This is a genomic window from Streptomyces sp. NPDC059874, from assembly GCF_042731135.1.
GTDB lineage: Bacteria > Actinomycetota > Actinomycetes > Streptomycetales > Streptomycetaceae > Streptomyces.
The window spans coordinates 43,211-59,937 of sequence record NZ_JBHWJY010000025.1; the positions used below are offsets into that span (position 1 = coordinate 43,211).

The window sequence follows — 16,727 nt, forward strand, 5'->3', positions numbered from 1 at the left end:
TGGCCTTGCGGAACAATCCCACGGTGCTTCCTCCCCAGAAGTTCTGGGGATCATCGTACCGGGCACGCTCCAGTTGCACAGTCCTCGTCGGTTGAATCTTCGATCGACGTGATGTCGTAGGCGCTGAATTCTTCCTCGGTGATCCGCTCGTATGGAGCCTGGGCCCGCGTGCCGTCCGGCATCAGGGTCGTGCCCTTCAGGTCCGGCAACCAACTGTCAATCACCTTGGCCGCGGCCTCGACCGTGTACTTGCCCTCCGGGAAGTTGACCGTGAAGGAGACCGCATTGTCGGCGTACTCCGTCTGGTACATCGCCTGGAAGGCGAGCATCGAGTTGAGGTCGATCTCGTCAGCAGACTGGACGACCGCGGGGTCGTAGCCCAGGGCCTCAACCTCTGCGACCAGCTTCTCCTTGGTCGGGTAGGCCACGACCATGGTGTTCCCGGACTGGTCGTAGATGCACTTTTCGACCAGGTGGCCGGCGTTCACCGCGGCCTGCACCGTCGCGGCCTGCGCTGGGTCGGTCATCGAGAACCGCACTCGGCGTATGAAGTGCCTCGCGTAGATCGGGTGGATGCCCTCGCTCACGCCAGGCAGCTTCGCGATCGAGCCGGTCGGCGCGACGGTGGTCACCTTCACCGGCTCCGGAACCCGGAGTGCGAAGGCGTACTCCCGGGCCTGCTCGCGGACCGTGTCGTACAGGTCGTTCAGCAGGGAGCGGAAGCCCTCGCGGTGCGGAGCGACCGAGTAGGCGATGCCCTGCTTGGCGAGGAAGCCCTGGACCCCGAGGTGACCGACGCCCACGCGCCGCTCGGAGTGCATGACGTGGCGCTGCTCGTCGTCGGTCATGTCGCCGTACGTCGCTCGGATCAGGAAGCGGGTCATGAGCTCGTGGGCCCGCTTGAGGCCCGTGTGATCGACTCGGCCGCCCTTCTCCTTGGGGGCGAAGTAGTCGAGGTTCACGTGGCCGAGCACGCACGCGCCGGTCGGGGGGAGCGCGATCTCGCCGCACGGATTGGTCGCGATGACCTCGTTCACCTCGCCCTCGTTGGAGTGGGTCGAGTTCCAGTACCCGGGCTCACCGTTGTGCAGCATCCCCTTGACGACTGCCTCGTGCAGCATCTTCGCCTCGACGTGGAGCCGGTGGTCGTCGTCGTCCAGGGCCTCGATGAAGGTCTGGTCGATTTCAACGCTGATGTTCGTGGTCCAATGCTTGGAGCCGTCCTCCTTGCACGCCAAGAAGTCGCCGATGTGGGGATCATCCCACTTGCAGATCGCCATGCGGGCAGAGCGGCGGACACCGCCCGAGACGACACACTCCGCGATGGCGTGGTCGATCTCCATGGCCTGAGTGGGGGTGAAGTGGGGCTGACCTTCCCATGTCGGACTCTTGAGCAGAGCGGCGTCGCTCAGGATGCTCCCGACCTGGCTCAGCATCCGGGCGAAGGGGCCGGGGCCGCTGGCCGTGCCACCGAAGGTCTTCAGTCGGCTGCCCTTGCAGCGGACGCGCGACACGTCGTAGACGCGCTCGCGGTGTTTGACCGTGTCGTTGGTCATGAATGTGTCGATCAGGTCGACCAAGGCGGCGGCCCAGCCCTCGCGGGAGTCCTCAACCTCGAAGGCGCCGGCCCAGTCGGAGTCGTACTCCTCGGAGAGCAGGCCCGCGGCGTCCATCTCGGACCAGTCCTGATGCAGCGGGTCGCACACGACGTGGACTTCGAGCTCGCGGCGCGGGGCGCCGAACTTCTCCAGGTAGCTGGAGGAGTAGTTGGCGCCGACCCCGCCCCCTTCCATCAGGCGCATGAAGGTGAACTCGAAGTGCCGGCTGAGCTTCTCGCCCCACGGGGCGACGTGGCAGTTGAAGAGGTACTGCCGGCCCTTTACTCCGGTAGCCCACAGATGGCGCCCTGCGGGGATGATGGCGAACTGGTCCATGTAGGAGACCAGTTCGTCGTGTTCGGCCCGCACGTCGTCACTCCAGGCCGCCTCGTCGGTGCCGTGGACGAGAGCGAGGTTGCCGCGAGCTACGCGGCGGACCGTGTCCGGCCAGGTCTCCTTCGAGCCATCGGCCAGCGTGCGGGAGTAGGTGCGGTTGTAGACGAGCTCGCCGGTCGGGCCGAAAGGTACCTGGATGTCGGTCGTCACTGCTGTGTGTCCTCCTTGATGTCGTTGTCTCTCACTGCCTCAAGGGGGCGACCCATGTAGGCCACCCCCTCTGTTACACCATCACACTGGCTCGTCGTCCAACTGGTCGTAACCGTCGATGTACTTGTCGCCGTTCAGGTGCGCCGTCAGCTTCCCCACGCACTTCTCGGCTCGCCGCTGGATCGTGCTCTTGTTGGCGGAGAGCAGGGCGCCGATCTCCTCGTAAGTCCAGTCGTAGGCGTACCGCATCAGGGCGGCACGTCGCTCGTCGAGCGTGAGGTCTGCCGTGTCCCACCCGCGGCGTACGTCGGCAAGGTGAACGAGGAAGTTGCCGCTCTTCTTCTTGTCGACCTGCCCCTTCGGCATGTCGGCGTCCGGGGCCACTTCGTTCTTCATGCCGTACGCCGCGTCGGGGTCGAAGACTGCCGTCAGCGTCCGTTCCACAGTTGCTCGGGCGTACGTCACTCAGTGCCCCATCGCTTCGAGCTGGTCCTGGTTGACCTCCCAAGACTTCGAGTTCGAGCGGTGCTTGGCCTCGGTCTCCACCTTGTGGGTGAGGCGCTGGACGAGTCGCGTGTAGAGGGCGCCGAGTCCCACGCTCGGGTCGGTGAGGCACTCTCGGAGCCGGGGGTGGGTGGCCATCAGGGCCAAGCCCTCCTGGTAGGCATCCTCCCTCTCGATCGTCCTCGTGCTGTCGTACTTGGTGGCCATGTGCCAGGCGGCACGCTCGACCACCTGCATCGCCTCGCGGTTCGAGGTGAACGACCAGTCGGCGTAAGCCTCTTCCGCGCTGTCGTAGGCGTTGGTGATCTCGATGATGTTCAGGCTCACGGGCTGACTACCTCCTTCACGGGCATACGCCCGTCTTTGGTCACTGCGACGATCAGTCCGGGAGCCCCCTCCGAGCCCTTGCTGTGCCGGAACCACGTCGACTCGCTCTCCATCGACGGCACCTGGAGGAAGGTGCGGGGCCCGTCCGCCTCAACGAACTCGTGGTGCAGGTGGCCGGCGAGCAGGACGTCCGCCTGATGCATGGCTGAACTGCGCCCGAAGGCTTGCCCCTTCCACCACTCGAAGTGCTTGCCCGGTCGGAACTGGTGGCCGTGGGCATGGGCGACGACCGTGCCCGAGCACTCGACGACGACCGTCAGCTCGTCCGTGTCCGGGACGTAGAACTCGACGTGGCCGAACCGCTCGGGGTTGAGGTCAGCCGCATCCTTGACCGCGATCAGAGACTCGGTGTCGTGCGAGTCGTCGTACCGGGTCACGCCCTTGCCGGATACCCGGACAGCCTCGCCGTGGTTGCCGGGCACTGCCGCCATCGTGAGACGACTGCACAGCGGCGCGAAGAGGAGGAGCGCGTGAAGCATCACGCGGCGAGTGAGGCGGATCTGCTCGTTCAGGGTGAGCTGGGTTCGCCAGGTGTTGGCGCCGCCCTGCGAGACGAACCCCTCGACATGGTCGCCGAGCCACGCAATGTGGACGTGCTGAATGTCAAAGCGGTAGCGGTAGACGCCGAGCAGGTCGGCCGCCTTGTTGAGGCAGTCGATCGTACGGGCCAGCGTTCCTTCGACCCCGTCCCCGTCGATCTTGCCGAACTGCATGTCCCCGAGGGCGACGATGTAGGTCGCCGGGTCGTCCTCCGCCTGCGGGCCGGCCTTGACGGGCACGACTGGAGTCGAGTCGATCGCGGCCAGGAGCTCGTCGATCGGGGGACGCTCACCTGCTGCGACATTTGCACGCCGGGCGAAGGTGAAGCGCGTGGATACGCCCATGTCCCCGTTCGCCATCGTCCACTCCGAGGAGCGCAGGCCGGTAACTGTCCACTCGGACGGGTCGAGGCCCTGGCCGCGCAGCACGTCGGCCGCCGCGCCCTCGTTGTCCGCGAAGGTCTCCCCGCGGACCGTGACGTCGGCCTCGTCGCCCTTGATCTCGATCTGACGGGTGAAGTCCTTGTCGGGGTCGGTCACCCGGGCCGGCATGGCAGGGCCGATCGGCTTGGCCAGGAGCTCATCAAGCAGCTCGCTCACTGGAGCCTCCTTCCTGCCGGAGTGCCCGGCGGTACGTGCGGATGGTGGTGGCGGACACGTCGTGTCCGGCCCTTCGCAGGGTCGAGCTCAGCCAGTCAGCCGAGGTCTCGCCCAGCAGGTGCGGCGCGAAGGCGCCCTGCTCCGCCTCGGTCATCGCCGCGTAGATGTCGTGCAGGGTGGGGCCCGGATCGCCGGGAAGCTCCCTCACCCGATCACCCCCAGCTCGGAGGCCCAGTAGAGCTGAACCAGGTCGAACGTCTCCTCCTTGGTGAAGCCCTCCTTGCGGAGAGCGGCACGCAGGTCACCGACGATCGAGGCGGCCCGCGCCACGGCCGAGAAGTGGTCGACGACCTCGGCCTCGTCCGGGCTGTCGGAGCCTTCCCATTCCTCGGTGAACTCCTCCTCGGCGCTCACTGACCCTCACCCCTCTCGACGGCGATCAGGGCCGCGGCGGCGAGCTGAAGGAGGGAGTAGCGGCGCTCCGCCTGGTTCAGCGAGGCCAGGGACTCGAAGGCGAGCGAAAGGATCAGCCCGTCGAGCGTGCCCTCCCTGCCGTACTGCCTGCCCCAGGCCGAGGCTCGCTCGTCGTAGGCGCGCACGCGGGTGGTGGGGTAGTCCAGCGTGGTCACCCCGTCGAGCGCCTTGATCTGCGCCTTCAGGTCGTTGATGACCGGCGTCATGGGGTCCGGCTTGCGCGTCGGCTTCTTCGCGGTGTTGGTGGTCTCGTTCATGCTGCGGTCGCCAGATCCTTTCGGTAGAGGGAGAGCACGTGCTCGGCGCCGTGCGTCAGGTATGTGTCAGTCACGTCGGCCCGGAGCCGCACTGCCTTGGCCGTACGAAGCTGGCGGGTGATCTTGCCGGTGAGCTCGGCGCCCGCGTCGTCCGGGTCGGCCCAGGTCCACACGCGGTTGAAGCCAGCGAGCATCCTTCGGTGCCGGCCGAACCACATGTTGGCGCCAGGGATGGCGACCGCGTGCAGGCCGAGCAGCGTGAGGATGATGGCGTCGAGCTCGCCTTCGCAGACGTGGATCTCGTCGCCCGCCCTGTGGACGGCCCCGACGTTGAACATCCTCGGGATGTCGTCCTTGATGGTGTTGTACTTGCCATGGAAGTAGTCGCGGTGGTTGTGCTCTTGGAGGCAGCGGAACCGCACCGTGAGCGGCTGACCGTCGCGCCCGAGGTAGGGGATCGCGAGCATTCCGCGGTACTTCTCATGTCCCGGCGCCGGATCTGCGACGATGCCCAGCCGGAAGGCCATCGCCTCGTCCCGCCCGATGCCGCGATCCAGGAGGTACTTGGCGGCCTCCGGGGTTACGTGCTGCTGGTAGGTGCTCACCGCCTCCTCCAGCATCTCCTTCTGGGATGTCGAGAGCGGCGTGAGCGGTTCGTGCTCGGCCAAGCTGTTCTCCTCCTACTTCCTCTTCCAGGCGGGCACGTAGCCGCCTCCTGGCTTTTGTCCGGGCTTCTTGCTTGCGGTCCGGCGACCGCCTCCGTAGCGGCTGGTGTAGCCCGTCTCCTTGGCGACTGCGCCCTCTTCGAGGCTGTGCTCCGCGGCGTACGCCTTGACCTGCTTGAAGTCGAGCGTCTTGTGGAGCTGGAGCTCGTGGTACTTCTCGATCAGGGTGAAGCTGTCCCCTCCGTTGCCGCAGGAGTGGCAGTTCCACAGGCCCTCGTCGAGCTTGAAGCTGAACGAGGGGGTGTTGTCGTCGTGGAGCGGGCACTTCGCCATGCCGCTGTTGCGCTGGTCGTTGAAGTCGACGTCGAAGTGATGCATCACCGCGTCGAGAGTGGGCTTGCTGTCGGAGCCCCCACCTCGGCCCGAGTCGATCCGGTGGAACCTCACGGCAACCACCCCTCGTCGATGTCGAGCGTGTCGACCTCGTACGCCCTCTCGATGGCGAAGACAGTGAGGATGTCCGACTCCGGGTCCCCGATGTAGGCCGAGAACGCGGCAATGCCGTCTGCCGTCGCGTTCACCGCGGGTCCAGCCCGAGGTAGTCCTCGACGGTCGTGAGCACGAACGCCTGGCGCCAGTTCTTCCCACGCCGCTTGACGACTACGACCGACTCGACCAGTTCCGGGTCCAGGCCGCGGTGCTTGGCGAAGTTCTCGCGCTCGACGATCGCCTCGCCGAGGAAGACTCCCGGCTCGAACTTGGCGTTCTTCGCCTCGATCACCAGGTACCGACCGCCGCTCTCGCGGACGACCATGTCGCCCTCGTCCTCCTGGCCGGCCAAGCGCAGGGACTCGACGTCGAAGCCCTCGCTGCGCAAGCCCTCGCGCAGGTCCGTCTCCCACTGCGCGCCAATCCGCTTGTTGCGCTTGTTCCGTGCCGCGATGCTGTTGCTCAACTTGCACACCACCTCCCAGTGAGGCCGGGCGTGCGCCCGGCTGATCCTCGTTACGAACCCAGGGACAGCGCGACCTTGGTCGGGCTCCACTCCTCCTGGGGCTGCGCCTTCGCCGCCTGGATGATCTGCCGGGCCTCGGCCTTGCGGAAGCGGGTGTACTCCGGCTCGCAGATCATGGTCGCGTACCGCTGTGCCGTCGGATCGCAAGGTCCCATGCGCTGCTTGATGCAGGCGACGTGGTACGCCATCGACGTCGGGTCGAGCGCGACGGACAGGGACAGCTCGGGCTTCTCCGACAGGCCGCCCTTGACCTGGTCGCGCGAGGGCGGGTTCCAGGGGCTCGTCTTGGCCTCCCACGCCTTGTCGCTCGCGTGGTGCAGGATGATGACCGTAGCGCCCGTGTGGCGGGCCAGCTCGGTGCACCCCTGCATGACGGCCATCTGCTCGGTGTAGTCCGACTCCGCGCCTTCGAAATCCATGAGGTTGTCGAAGACGATGACCTGCGGATACTCGTCCCACAGCTCGACGTACGCCTCCATCTCCTCGTCGACCGCCCGCCAGGTGATGGGGGAGCCGAAACTGAAGGTGATGCGCGACTCGGCCAGCGCGTCGATGTACGCCTGCCGGTACTTGCCGCCCTCCGCCATGCCGGCCTCGACCATCGCCGAGGTGTCCTTCGTCATCATGGAGGCGAGGCGCGAACTGGCCGTGAAGGCGCTCATGTCGGCGCTGAAGTACAGCGTCGGCAGGTTCATCATCGCGACCCAGAAGAGGGCGAAGCCTGACTTCTGCGTGCCGGAGCGGCCCGCGATCATTACGACCTCGCCGTGCCGGGGCCTTACCCCCATGGCGTAGAGATCGTCGAACGCTTCTACCCTCGGAAGTTCACGGCCCGATTCAGCATGGAGCGCCAGGGAGCGGCCGGGGGTGAGCACTCGTCATCCTCCTCTTTCTGGACGACGATGCGTCCGATACCTACGGCGGCGATCAGGGTCTTGCAGGCGGGGCACGGCTCGCGCGTGACGTAGAGCGCGGCCTGCTTGAGCTCGTTGGTGTCGATGCCCTTGTCCAGGGCGTCGCGGATGGCGTTCTCCTCCGCGTGGGTGGCGATGCAGTCGGCGTAGTCGCTGTTCGCGGCGAGCTCGGCGTACGACTTGCGGCCCCGCGGGCAGTTGCCGGCGGTCAGACAGCCATCGACTCCGGGAAGCGCGCCGTTGTAGCCCTGGCCGATCACGCGGTACTTCTTGTTCAGGATCACGGCGCCCACCTGGGCGCGCGTGCAGTCGGCTCGGGTGGCTACCACCTCGGCCAGCGACAGGGCCCATGTGTCCCAGTCGGGTCGTTCGCGTCGCACGGGTACCTCCTTCCTGCGGGCTGTCGCCCGCTCATCGACCTCCTTTCAGTCGTCGCGACACTTACACAGTCAGGTCAGTCGAAGTCGGGAGCGTCCGCGAGAGCGGCCTCCGCAGCCTTCTCGCGGTTGTCGGCGTACGCGATCACCGCGTTGCGAACGGATGCGTCCGTGACCGGCCGCCACACCCACGCCGGGTGCGCGCCCGGCTTCTTCGGGGGAACCTGCGCCAGGGTCACGATGGTCGCGCCGCCGACGATGGTCTCCAGGTCGCGGGCGAGGATGGTCTGCTCAATCCTCTGTCCCTTGGTGACCTGGGGAGTGCCGGCCTGGAGGGCGCCCGCGTCCTGGAAGACGGTCACGTCCGCGAGAACGGAGTCCTTCGGCCCGTTCGGGGTGGGGCGCTGACGCTCGTACTGGTGGACTTCGATGAGGACGGCAACCGCGTTGACGTTGTCCGCGGGCTTGAACCAGCCGCCACCCTGGACCGGGATTTCCTTGAGAACGAGAGCCACTGTGTTGATCTCCTTTGTTCGTTGCCCGCTCGGGCAGTCACTGAGTGATTCGGAACTTGGTGCTGGGGTTGGTGCTACGCGGCCTGAAGGGCCTTGCCCTTCGCCTTCCAGGCCGCCATGACGGCCGGGTCAGCGAAGAAGGACTGGTTCTCGGCCCAGAGCTTCTTCAGCTCCTGGACCGTGGTCTTCTTCTCGATCTCCCCGAGGATGTACGCGTTGGGGTCTTCCGCCTTCGAGTCTGCGACACTTGCACTGCTGGCCCGAGAGGCGGGCTGGGTGCTGGCCGCAACCGCCCATGGGTCGTTGGTGGGGGTGGCCGGCGCGGTGTTCGTCTCCTCGACGACCGTCGCTCCGAGCCGCGTGGCGATCAGACCCTTGCCGTGGGCGAGGTTGGTCGCGTTCACGACGATCGAGCTCAGGCTCAGCCCGCGCTGCGACTCGGGGTCCATCCCGAAGTAGTCGAGGACGTCGGCCCTGATCTCCTGCGTCGCCCCTTCGAACACCACCCAGGAGTCGTCGTACCCCTTGCCGTACTTGATCGTGACCTTCACGAAGTTGTGTGCTCCTCTCTCTCGCCGTCGCTGTCCACCGTACCGCCTCAGCGGAAGATGTGCAACTGTCGCTTGCCCCTTCGAAGTGTTCCTCGTTGGCGTTGTTCAACTTACACACTTTGGGGTTTGAAATCAACCCCCTCCGCGAACTGGTGCACGAAGGGCTTCAGTGCGCCCTTGGTCGAGCGTGCCTTGCGGATCGTGAGCGCGAGCTGCGCCAGGGCCCAACCGATGTTGAGGTCGGCCCAGTACAGGTCGCACGTCCCCTCGCCCTGCGGCAGGTGGACGATGATGCCCCAGTCCTGATTCACGGGAGGCAGCGGCGAGTAAGCCTGGGCGGCCTGCTCGGCGGTGAACTCCTGCTTCTTCCACTCCTTGATCGCGGCCTTGTCGTCCGCGTTCACGGGGAAACGGGTGTGGTCGTACAGCTTGCCGCGCGAGTACACCGCGAGTTGTGAGGCCATCTTGAGCCTGCCGTTGTCGATGCTACCGGTCTTGGTGTCCGTGATGAAGTTGCCCGAAATCGGCCTACCGTCCGGCCCGGGTCCGCTGTAGGACGTCAGCCGGTCGAACGTGCCGCCGACACCCAGCTCGGGGACGACGACGAACTGCTCGATCGCGACGACCTTCAGTACGGCGGTGGTCATCATGTACGCGGCCATGTCGTCGAGATCCTGGCCCGAGATGGTCCTGGGCAGCGGGTCGCCGCGGTCCACGTATTCCGACAGGTCGTGAAGGTGCGTGCCCTTGCGTGACTTCTCGTTCGCGCCGGCCGCGTCCTTGGCCTGCTCTGTGAGCGCGTTCAGCTTCTTCTTGTCGGCCGAGTCCTCGGGGTTCAGCTCCCGGGCCTTGTCGAGCAGGTCAGCGCGCTTGGTGGCACCGATCAGGACCATGCGGCCCATCCAGTCGATCAAGTTCGACTTGTCCTCGATGCAGTCGATGAACGTGGTGGTGCGAGTGTGGCCTGCCGGCTTACCGCCGCCCTCCGGAACGATGAGAGGACGGCCCCAGCCATCACGCGGGACGGACATGTTCGGGTGCAGGGGCTTCGCCTGCGGGATCTCCAGCAGCTTCAGGGTCATGCGGCCACCAGCCGCAGAGTCGCGCGCACCGGGGTGGGGCAGAGGTAGATCTTGATGCTGTTGTCCTCCAGAATCTCGGGTTCGACTTCATCTTCGCACATCAGTTCGAGTCCGTATTTGGCCGCTTCCGCAAGCACGCGCCTGACCTCTCCGGCCTTGTGGGCTGGCCTGGCGATGATGTGGAAGTCGTACGCCTCCTGATCGACAACGAGCTTTACGTTGCCGTGCGGGGATGTGTACTCCCCATACCACCCGCCAGGAGTAGAGGTGGGCCCCTCCCCGAGATCGTTGGTCACGCTTCCCCTCCAAGTGTGTAAGTGTAACTGGCCGAGATCCATCCTGCTCGGCTGAAAGTAGCCTGTCAACCCCGTATCGTCACCGGATCTCCACAGGCGGAACATACGCCTCGGCTCTGACAGTGACTCGCAACGTACAACCCGGCACTGACGGTGAAGGTTGCACCTCAAACCCTACAAATTTGAAATTACCCTTACCTCTCTTTTACCCTGAAGTCGCCGAAGCCCCCCGTAATTCGGATACGGGGGGCTTCGGCACCTTTTTGCCCGAATTCAGCCCTTGTCGGCGTTGGGTCGTGGCGTGGTCTTCTTCTTGGGGCGGTGGATGATGTCATCGTCCTCCTCGTGGCGGGGTACGTAGAAGAAGCCTTCTTCGGTCTCCTCGTCGTAGTGGACCACCGCTTCGTTCTCCGCCAGCATCTCCAGCCAAGACGTCAACCGGGACGTGTCCGCCTCGGTCAGCTCCTTGCCGGCGCGGCGTCGAGCTTCCGCGCGCAGCATCGCGAGGGGGTAAGCCCAGCGATGCTCCTCCTTCACGAACCAGGGGATGAGATCGTCGTCCCGCACGATCCGCCGATCCAAACCTCGCCGGCGGCGAAAGTTTCCCCACATCGACGGGACCGTTTCGATGCCGTACTTGCGCTTGTACTCGTCGATCATCCACGCATACGTGCGCCCCTCCTCGAACCATCGGATCACCTCCGACTCGTCTTGGATCTTGCGCTTACCCATGAGCCTCCGTCCACTGTGTAACCTTGACCGTGTAACACTTCCACACCTACCCGCGTAGCGTCAACTCCGGCCCGGGTAGTGTGGAGTCAAAGATGCACACCGGGAGGGCCCCATGAAGCTCCAAGTGACAGCTTGCGACATCGATCAGAAGTTCCCTGCCAGGACTTACACCATCACATCGAGCGACGGGCGCAGCATCTCGAAGGATCTGTGCGAAGAGCATGCCGTGCCGTTCGAGGAATGGCTGCAAGAGGCGGACGGGCAGCAGAGGGCGGAACCCGGGACGGAGGCCGAACCGCCACCTGTGGTGCCGAAGCGCGGGACCGCCAGGAAGACGGCCACCGCCAAGAAGGCGACGCCCGCGCGGCGGCGACCGAAGATCACGTCCCTTGCGGAGATCGAGGCGTCAAAGAGGGGCTGAGGCGACAGAGAAGCCCCCGCTGGCCACGTGCCGCGGGGGCTTCTTTCACTCTTCCGAGCTGGACTGCTCGACGAACCCGAAGGCAGTCAGCGCCTGGAGGGCGACAGCCACCTCGGGGTAGTCGGTCGCGACGACCGCGGCCACCGACAGGGCCACGCCCAGGACGGATGCGACCAGTCCAGTCTTGCTCTCGTACTTCGTGGGTAGGGCCCGAGCAATGACGCCCAGCCCCTTCGAGCTCACCTTCGCGTGCCTGCTCACCTGCGTCCTGCCTCCTTCTGGAGTTCGACGAAGCCGCGCCTGCCGATCGCCGGGTCGTACGACGTGCCGGCCGCGCGGTACTGGGGGTTCTTGTTGTGGAACCTGGCGACCGCCTTCTGGGTCTCCCGGCCGTAGTAGGTGCTGTACGCGCCGGGGATCGGGCCGTAGCCCGCCTTGATCAGGAGCTGCTGGAGCTCCTGGACCTGCGCGTGCCGGACGCCCGGCTTCACCGCGGGGTTCAGCGCGACGATGCTCGAAGGCGCCGGGGCGGGCGCCTGCTTCGGGGGAACCAGGAGCCGCTTCCAGGTCTCGGCGCCGGGGTAGCCGTCAGCGTCCGATCCAGTCCAGCCCTGCGCCCTCTGGAACGCCTCGGTGGCCGATCGGTCGGCCTCGCCAAAGGTCGGGCCGGGGCCCTCCCTGTAGTGCGAGCCGTAGCCGTGGGCGACCAGCCGCTGGCCGAGCAGGGTCACGGCCGGGTGGCTCTTGCTCAGAACGAACGCGCTCGCGCCGGGGAAGGCGCCGTCCCAGGCCGCGGGCTCTTCCGGCTTGGGGCCGGACTCGTACCCGTCAGCCGGCATGCCCGCCTTGACCCACGCGTACAGCGGGCCGCCGGGGCAGGCCGTCGCGAAGCCATCCTTGTGCCCCTTCATCGCCAGGGTGCGGCCGGTCTTTCGGCACGCCTCGTCGTAGAGCGCGCGAGCAGTTGCGAGGGCCTTCGCCGAAGGCTGCTGGTCGCCGCCGATCGCGATCTGTACGCCGAGGCCGCTCACGTTGTGGCCGGGGCAGTGGGCACCCTGAAGCGTCCACCCGCGGCCTTCGAAGGCGACGCCGTCCTGGTCGACGACGAAGTTGTAACCAATGCCGGCCCAACCCTGGCCGAGGTGCCCGCGCTCGATCGCCTGCGGGACCGAGTTGCCGGTTCGATTGACGTGGTCGCCGCCGTCGTAGTGGACGAAGAACTCGGTGCGCTGGCTGAGGCTGACGTAGCTGGGGGTGCCGTTCCAGGGCTTGGCGCCCCATTCGGAGCGGGAGACGATCGAGACGGACAAGGGATGTACCTCCAGGGGGAACGCCGAAGGCCCCGCCTCGCGTGGAGACAGGGCCTTCAGGGGTGGGTGGGTCAGACGGTGGTGGCCGCTACGTGGTCGTCGAGACGTTCGGCCACGGCGAGGCGCTCGCGGCGTTCGTGGGCGATGTCCGTACGGAGGGCGGCGATGTCCTCGCTGTGCCGCACCTGGAGCGCGAGGACCCGATCAATGCGATGGGCCACCGCGTCCAGGTCGTCGCGCAGGTTCGTCGAATGCGTGTTGGCCACCTGGTCGCGTGCTTCCTGCACGTGCTCGCGCACTTCGCCAAGGGCGTGGGCCTGGCGACGCATGAACTCGGCGGCCACACCAACGAAGGCGACTGCGATGGCACTTCCGGCCGTCACGAGCGCCACTTGCACACTGGGTTCGAGGGCGAGGTTGGTCATCAGGACTTGGCCTCCAACGCGGCCAGGCGCTCCTCCAGGGACCTGATCCGCTCCTCCTGGCGCTGGACGACCGGCAGGAGCGCGACGCCGAGCAGGTCGTAGCGCAGGCCGTCGATCTCGCCGTCGAGGTAGTTCACGATCCAGGGGAGATGTTCGGCGACCTCCTCGGCGATGAGACCGACTTCGTCCTTGTTGCCCTGTTCGACGTCGCCGGCCTCGTTGGTCTCGGCCTTGCGGTCGTAGATCTTCGGCTTGAGCGCGAGCACGCCCTCGGGCTCGATCTCGAAGTCCCGGACGTTCTCCTTGAACTTGATCGAGCTCGTGTTGCGGCAGAAACCGCCGTCCCCGCGGACCCACACCGCGTAGTAGGTGCCAGAGCCCGAGACGCCTCGGGCGTGGGGCTGCTTTGAGCCGTTGGCCCAGGAGATCGTGTCTCCTGCTTCGAGGTAGCCGTGAGTGTGGCCATCAGGGGGGAAGGTCCACGGCTTGCCCTGAATGCTGTTCCAGTCGTGGTAGTGCGTCGAGGGCGGGAAGGTCGCGGGCTGGTTGACGATCTCGTCCCACGACGTGAAGTGCGGCGCCGGGTTGAACGTGGTCGGCTTGCCCGTCACGTCGCCCCACGTCGGGGCCTGGTGGGTGTGCGTGCTCGGCGGAAAGGTCGTCGGCTTGCCGGTGATGGTCGACCACGTGACGGTCGGCGCGAGATCCTTCCAGGTGCTGCCATCCCAGAACTCCCACAGATTCGCATCGACGTTGAAGCCGAGTCGACCCTGTCGCGGGGTCGTCGGTCGGAGGCTGGTGCTCCACACGCCGATGCGGCTGCCGATGAAGCGGCGCTGCTGAGTGACATCGCCAGCCAGGATCGTGGTAGCGCTGGCGCCCACGGAGACGTTCGCCAGAGCCATCTCGTAAGTGCCGGTGTCGGACTGGGCCAGGGTCGGGATTCCGCCGCCCGGTGTGCCCTTGATGACTGCGAGCACGATCGAGTTTGCGGCCGGGTCGAGGCGCAGGATGACACGGTCGGTTCGCGGGCTCGCGTCAGCAGCCGCGATGGTCAGGGTCTCGACCGCAGTCGAAGCGTAGGCGTGTCCGCGAACGATCGCCTTGCCGGCTTGGACCTTGACGTTCATGCCCGAGCCGTCGCCAGTGACCTTCAGGTCCGACTGCAAGGGGTCGGCGCAGACGCCGTTGTCCTGAAGCTCCCGGAAGAACTGGCTGTACTGGGTCTCGCTGGTGGTCTGCCCATCGAAGGGGTAGGAGCTCTGAGCCACTGAGGGGTTCCTTCCTGAAGTGGAGGAACCCCCTGAGCGCGAGGCGTCAGGGGGTTCGACGTGTGCGGGGTCAGATGACCTTGACGTTGCGCCAGCGCGGGGACTGCGAGGCAGTGACGACCGAGCCGGTGGAGAGGTGGATGTATCCACCTCTGTGCGTCGTGTTGTTCGAGGTGATGGTCACCGGGGTCGACGCCACATCGGTTCGACGAACGATGACCTGGGTCGCGGTGACCTCGACCTCGAAGCTCATCCACTGACCCGCCACGGGGACGAGCTCAGGTGGAACGGTGCCCGGGTGGGACTGGGCAAGCATGGTGCCGCTTGTAAGGCCCTGCGTGTGTGAGTAGAGCTGGAGGTTGCCGCTCGCTCGCATGACGATGTGGTAGCCACCGCTCGGGTTGGCGAACGAGAAGCGGTACTCGTCGTCAGCGACCTTGCCGAAGGCGATCCCGGAGTGGATCAGCGCAGTCGGGAGCACGTCCCACTTCATGTCGAACTGAATCTTGTAGCTCGCCGGGGGAGTCGGGTTCGAGATCCGACCCATGAGCAGGGTGCGGTTCGTCGGGTTCTCGAAGTAGATCGAACCGTCAGCGGCCCAGCGGGGCGTGTAGTTGGTGTCGTAGCCGGCGAGCCCGATCATGCCCGGCGACTTCACCTTCGAGGCGAAGTTGTCACTGGTGCCGAACGGGGTGTTCCGGGTGAGGTAGAGCCACTGGGCAGACATCTTGCCCTTGACGCCGAGCGCGCTCAGGCGGGCCGCCTCGGACCTGCGGTGCACCTCCCAGGAGATGCAGGGCTTGCCGCGCGCGACGAAGGCAGCCATGCGGACGTCGGTCATGTCGTACGGCAGGCCCCACATGTCGATGTTCGCACCGTAGGTATCGGCCTGCGCGTCCGTGGTGCCCGCGTCTACATACCCCCAGGTGGTCATCCCGACCGACTTGGCCCAGGCGAACACTCCTGACGTGTAGTACGCCTTGAAGATCACCGACTGCTCAAAGTTGGGGTAGCAGTTGACGAGCATGTTACGCATCGGGTCGACGGCCTGGTTGGACTTGGCCTCCAGGAAGATCACGACCTTGCCGATGAAGCGGTCCAGCACTTCTCGCAGGGTCGGCAGCCGTTCGCCCGTGGTGTTCGGGCCCAGGAGCTCCGGCAGGTCCGTGCGGACGTTGGCGCGAAGGTCGGAGTAGGGGCGGCTGGAGACCGGACCTGTGGCATTGGTGGTGCGATCAAGCGTGGTGTCGTGGATGCAGACGAGGGTGCCGTCGTCGGTGATGTTGACGCTGACCTCGATGTACTTCGCGCCGGCCGCAACGATGGACTCGTACGCCGCCATCGTGTGCTCGGGGTATTCGCAGCCGGAGCCGCGGTGCGCGATGTAAAAGCTGCTCTCGGCCAACATGTCGGCGACAGTGACGACCGGCGTCTCGGCGCCAGCGGGACCGGCGGGGCCGCGAGGCCCCGTAGGGCCTGCCGGGCCGGCGGGACCCTTCAGGTTGCCAATGGGGTCGCCCCAGTTGGACTCGCCTCGCTGGAACAGGTTGCCCGAGTCCGTCCGCAGGGCCAGGTCACCGGGCTTGGTGGTTGCGCTGGAGATTGAGGTAGCGCTGACGTACCAGGCCGCGCCGCGCACGTCATTGCCGATCTTGGCCCACGCGCCCGCGCTCTTCAGCCAGTGGTTGACTGTCGTGCTGGTGACTCCGAGATACGTCGTCTCGGTGGTCTGCATGTAGAGGTCGCCGTCCACGCCGAGCTCTGTCGAGGGCGTGCTCGACCCGGTGTGCACAGTCGCTCCTGCGTCACCGCGGGGACCGACAGGGCCGGTAGCCCCGGTGGCTCCGGTCGGTCCCTTCAGGTTGCCGACGTTCACCCAGGCGGTGCCGTTGTGCTGGTAGATGTTGCCGGTGTCGGTGCGGAGCACCATGTCTCCTGCGACGCCGGTCGAGCTGGGAATACCGACCGGAGTCTGGAGGAATCGGGCACCTCGAATGACGTCGCCCTGGATGGCCCATGTTGAGCCGGTCTTCTTCCAGACGTACAGCGAGGTCGACTGCACGCCGAGGTCCGTGCGTTGCGTGACCTGCATGTAGAAGTCGCCGTCCACGCCGGTACCCGACGAGGGCGTGGTTGAGCCTGTGTAGATCTTGCTGCCGTCGAGGCCGTCCACGCCGTCCATGCCCGAGGGGCCGGGGGCGCCTACCGTGCCGGACTCTGCCGGGAGCGGGATGATCGAAATGCTCAA

General features: G+C 66.2%; 24 protein-coding genes. 1 reads left to right on the forward strand and 23 read right to left on the reverse strand.

The window, feature by feature from the left end; translation table 11 throughout:
- Nucleotides 1–50 precede the first annotated feature (50 nt).
- From nrdJ to ACFV9H_RS16825, 18 genes are all read right to left on the reverse strand, one after another.
- Entirely contained in the window at nucleotides 51–2,144 is a 2,094-nt protein-coding gene (gene nrdJ, locus ACFV9H_RS16740) for a ribonucleoside-triphosphate reductase, adenosylcobalamin-dependent (RefSeq protein ID WP_385398409.1), read from the reverse strand.
- An 81-nt stretch (nucleotides 2,145–2,225) separates the two neighbouring features.
- Nucleotides 2,226–2,609 carry a hypothetical protein gene (locus ACFV9H_RS16745; RefSeq protein ID WP_385398411.1) on the reverse strand — a complete coding sequence of 128 codons (384 nt, stop codon included), beginning with the start codon at nucleotides 2,607–2,609 and terminating at the stop codon, nucleotides 2,226–2,228.
- The gene (locus ACFV9H_RS16750; RefSeq protein ID WP_385398413.1) at nucleotides 2,610–2,975 is read right to left on the reverse strand and encodes a hypothetical protein; all 366 of its coding nucleotides are present in this window, start codon (nucleotides 2,973–2,975) and stop codon (nucleotides 2,610–2,612) included.
- A complete protein-coding gene (locus ACFV9H_RS16755; protein ID WP_385398415.1) occupies nucleotides 2,972–4,174 on the reverse strand; it encodes a hypothetical protein in 1,203 nt (400 codons plus the stop codon). The genes ACFV9H_RS16750 and ACFV9H_RS16755 overlap by 4 nt, the downstream gene beginning before the upstream one ends.
- Entirely contained in the window at nucleotides 4,158–4,382 is a 225-nt protein-coding gene (locus ACFV9H_RS16760; protein ID WP_385398417.1) for a hypothetical protein, read from the reverse strand. Before ACFV9H_RS16760 ends, ACFV9H_RS16755 begins: the two co-directional genes overlap by 17 nt.
- On the reverse strand, nucleotides 4,379–4,588 hold the full coding sequence (locus ACFV9H_RS16765; protein WP_385398419.1) for a hypothetical protein: 210 nt from the start codon (nucleotides 4,586–4,588) through the stop codon (nucleotides 4,379–4,381). The genes ACFV9H_RS16760 and ACFV9H_RS16765 overlap by 4 nt, the downstream gene beginning before the upstream one ends.
- On the reverse strand, nucleotides 4,585–4,905 hold the full coding sequence (locus tag ACFV9H_RS16770; RefSeq protein ID WP_385398421.1) for a hypothetical protein: 321 nt from the start codon (nucleotides 4,903–4,905) through the stop codon (nucleotides 4,585–4,587). The genes ACFV9H_RS16765 and ACFV9H_RS16770 overlap by 4 nt, the downstream gene beginning before the upstream one ends.
- Nucleotides 4,902–5,573 (reverse strand): toprim domain-containing protein, encoded by a 672-nt coding sequence (locus ACFV9H_RS16775; RefSeq protein ID WP_385398423.1) that lies wholly within the window; start codon nucleotides 5,571–5,573, stop codon nucleotides 4,902–4,904. The genes ACFV9H_RS16770 and ACFV9H_RS16775 overlap by 4 nt, the downstream gene beginning before the upstream one ends.
- 12 nt (nucleotides 5,574–5,585) lie before the next feature.
- Complete coding sequence (locus ACFV9H_RS16780; protein ID WP_385398425.1) at nucleotides 5,586–6,017, reverse strand: CHC2 zinc finger domain-containing protein; 432 nt, start codon at nucleotides 6,015–6,017, stop codon at nucleotides 5,586–5,588.
- Nucleotides 6,014–6,151 carry a hypothetical protein gene (locus ACFV9H_RS16785; protein ID WP_385398427.1) on the reverse strand — a complete coding sequence of 46 codons (138 nt, stop codon included), beginning with the start codon at nucleotides 6,149–6,151 and terminating at the stop codon, nucleotides 6,014–6,016. The genes ACFV9H_RS16780 and ACFV9H_RS16785 overlap by 4 nt, the downstream gene beginning before the upstream one ends.
- Entirely contained in the window at nucleotides 6,148–6,525 is a 378-nt protein-coding gene (locus ACFV9H_RS16790) for a hypothetical protein (protein ID WP_385398429.1), read from the reverse strand. Before ACFV9H_RS16790 ends, ACFV9H_RS16785 begins: the two co-directional genes overlap by 4 nt.
- 50 nt (nucleotides 6,526–6,575) lie before the next feature.
- Complete coding sequence (locus tag ACFV9H_RS16795) at nucleotides 6,576–7,373, reverse strand: AAA family ATPase (protein ID WP_385398431.1); 798 nt, start codon at nucleotides 7,371–7,373, stop codon at nucleotides 6,576–6,578.
- Nucleotides 7,374–7,396: 23 nt separating this feature from the next.
- Nucleotides 7,397–7,879 (reverse strand): deoxycytidylate deaminase, encoded by a 483-nt coding sequence (locus ACFV9H_RS16800; RefSeq protein WP_385398433.1) that lies wholly within the window; start codon nucleotides 7,877–7,879, stop codon nucleotides 7,397–7,399.
- 74 nt (nucleotides 7,880–7,953) lie between these two features.
- Nucleotides 7,954–8,391 (reverse strand): hypothetical protein, encoded by a 438-nt coding sequence (locus ACFV9H_RS16805; protein ID WP_385398435.1) that lies wholly within the window; start codon nucleotides 8,389–8,391, stop codon nucleotides 7,954–7,956.
- 74 nt (nucleotides 8,392–8,465) lie between these two features.
- Nucleotides 8,466–8,942, reverse strand: coding sequence for a hypothetical protein (locus ACFV9H_RS16810; RefSeq protein WP_385398437.1), 477 nt, complete (start codon nucleotides 8,940–8,942; stop codon nucleotides 8,466–8,468).
- Between the two features lie 110 nt (nucleotides 8,943–9,052).
- Entirely contained in the window at nucleotides 9,053–10,024 is a 972-nt protein-coding gene (locus ACFV9H_RS16815; RefSeq protein WP_385398439.1) for a hypothetical protein, read from the reverse strand.
- Entirely contained in the window at nucleotides 10,021–10,320 is a 300-nt protein-coding gene (locus tag ACFV9H_RS16820) for a hypothetical protein (RefSeq protein ID WP_385398441.1), read from the reverse strand. The genes ACFV9H_RS16815 and ACFV9H_RS16820 overlap by 4 nt, the downstream gene beginning before the upstream one ends.
- 273 nt (nucleotides 10,321–10,593) lie before the next feature.
- Nucleotides 10,594–11,052 carry a hypothetical protein gene (locus tag ACFV9H_RS16825; protein ID WP_385398443.1) on the reverse strand — a complete coding sequence of 153 codons (459 nt, stop codon included), beginning with the start codon at nucleotides 11,050–11,052 and terminating at the stop codon, nucleotides 10,594–10,596.
- Between the two features lie 112 nt (nucleotides 11,053–11,164).
- On the opposite strand from ACFV9H_RS16825, the gene ACFV9H_RS16830 reads away from it, so the two are divergent.
- Nucleotides 11,165–11,473: a hypothetical protein gene (locus tag ACFV9H_RS16830; protein WP_385398445.1), complete on the forward strand. Its 309-nt coding sequence runs from the start codon at nucleotides 11,165–11,167 to the stop codon at nucleotides 11,471–11,473.
- 45 nt (nucleotides 11,474–11,518) lie between these two features.
- Here ACFV9H_RS16830 and ACFV9H_RS16835 read toward each other — a convergent pair whose 3' ends face one another.
- From ACFV9H_RS16835 to ACFV9H_RS16855, 5 genes are all read right to left on the reverse strand, one after another.
- Nucleotides 11,519–11,734 (reverse strand): hypothetical protein, encoded by a 216-nt coding sequence (locus ACFV9H_RS16835; protein WP_385398447.1) that lies wholly within the window; start codon nucleotides 11,732–11,734, stop codon nucleotides 11,519–11,521.
- Entirely contained in the window at nucleotides 11,731–12,783 is a 1,053-nt protein-coding gene (locus tag ACFV9H_RS16840) for a peptidoglycan-binding protein (protein ID WP_385398449.1), read from the reverse strand. The genes ACFV9H_RS16835 and ACFV9H_RS16840 overlap by 4 nt, the downstream gene beginning before the upstream one ends.
- A 71-nt stretch (nucleotides 12,784–12,854) precedes the next feature.
- Nucleotides 12,855–13,208 carry a DUF2746 domain-containing protein gene (locus ACFV9H_RS16845; RefSeq protein WP_385398451.1) on the reverse strand — a complete coding sequence of 118 codons (354 nt, stop codon included), beginning with the start codon at nucleotides 13,206–13,208 and terminating at the stop codon, nucleotides 12,855–12,857.
- Nucleotides 13,208–14,479, reverse strand: a complete 1,272-nt coding sequence (locus ACFV9H_RS16850) for a tail fiber domain-containing protein (protein WP_385398453.1) — start codon at nucleotides 14,477–14,479, stop codon at nucleotides 13,208–13,210. Before ACFV9H_RS16850 ends, ACFV9H_RS16845 begins: the two co-directional genes overlap by 1 nt.
- Nucleotides 14,480–14,549: 70 nt before the next feature.
- Nucleotides 14,550–16,727: a glycerophosphodiester phosphodiesterase family protein gene (locus ACFV9H_RS16855; protein WP_385398455.1), complete on the reverse strand. Its 2,178-nt coding sequence runs from the start codon at nucleotides 16,725–16,727 to the stop codon at nucleotides 14,550–14,552.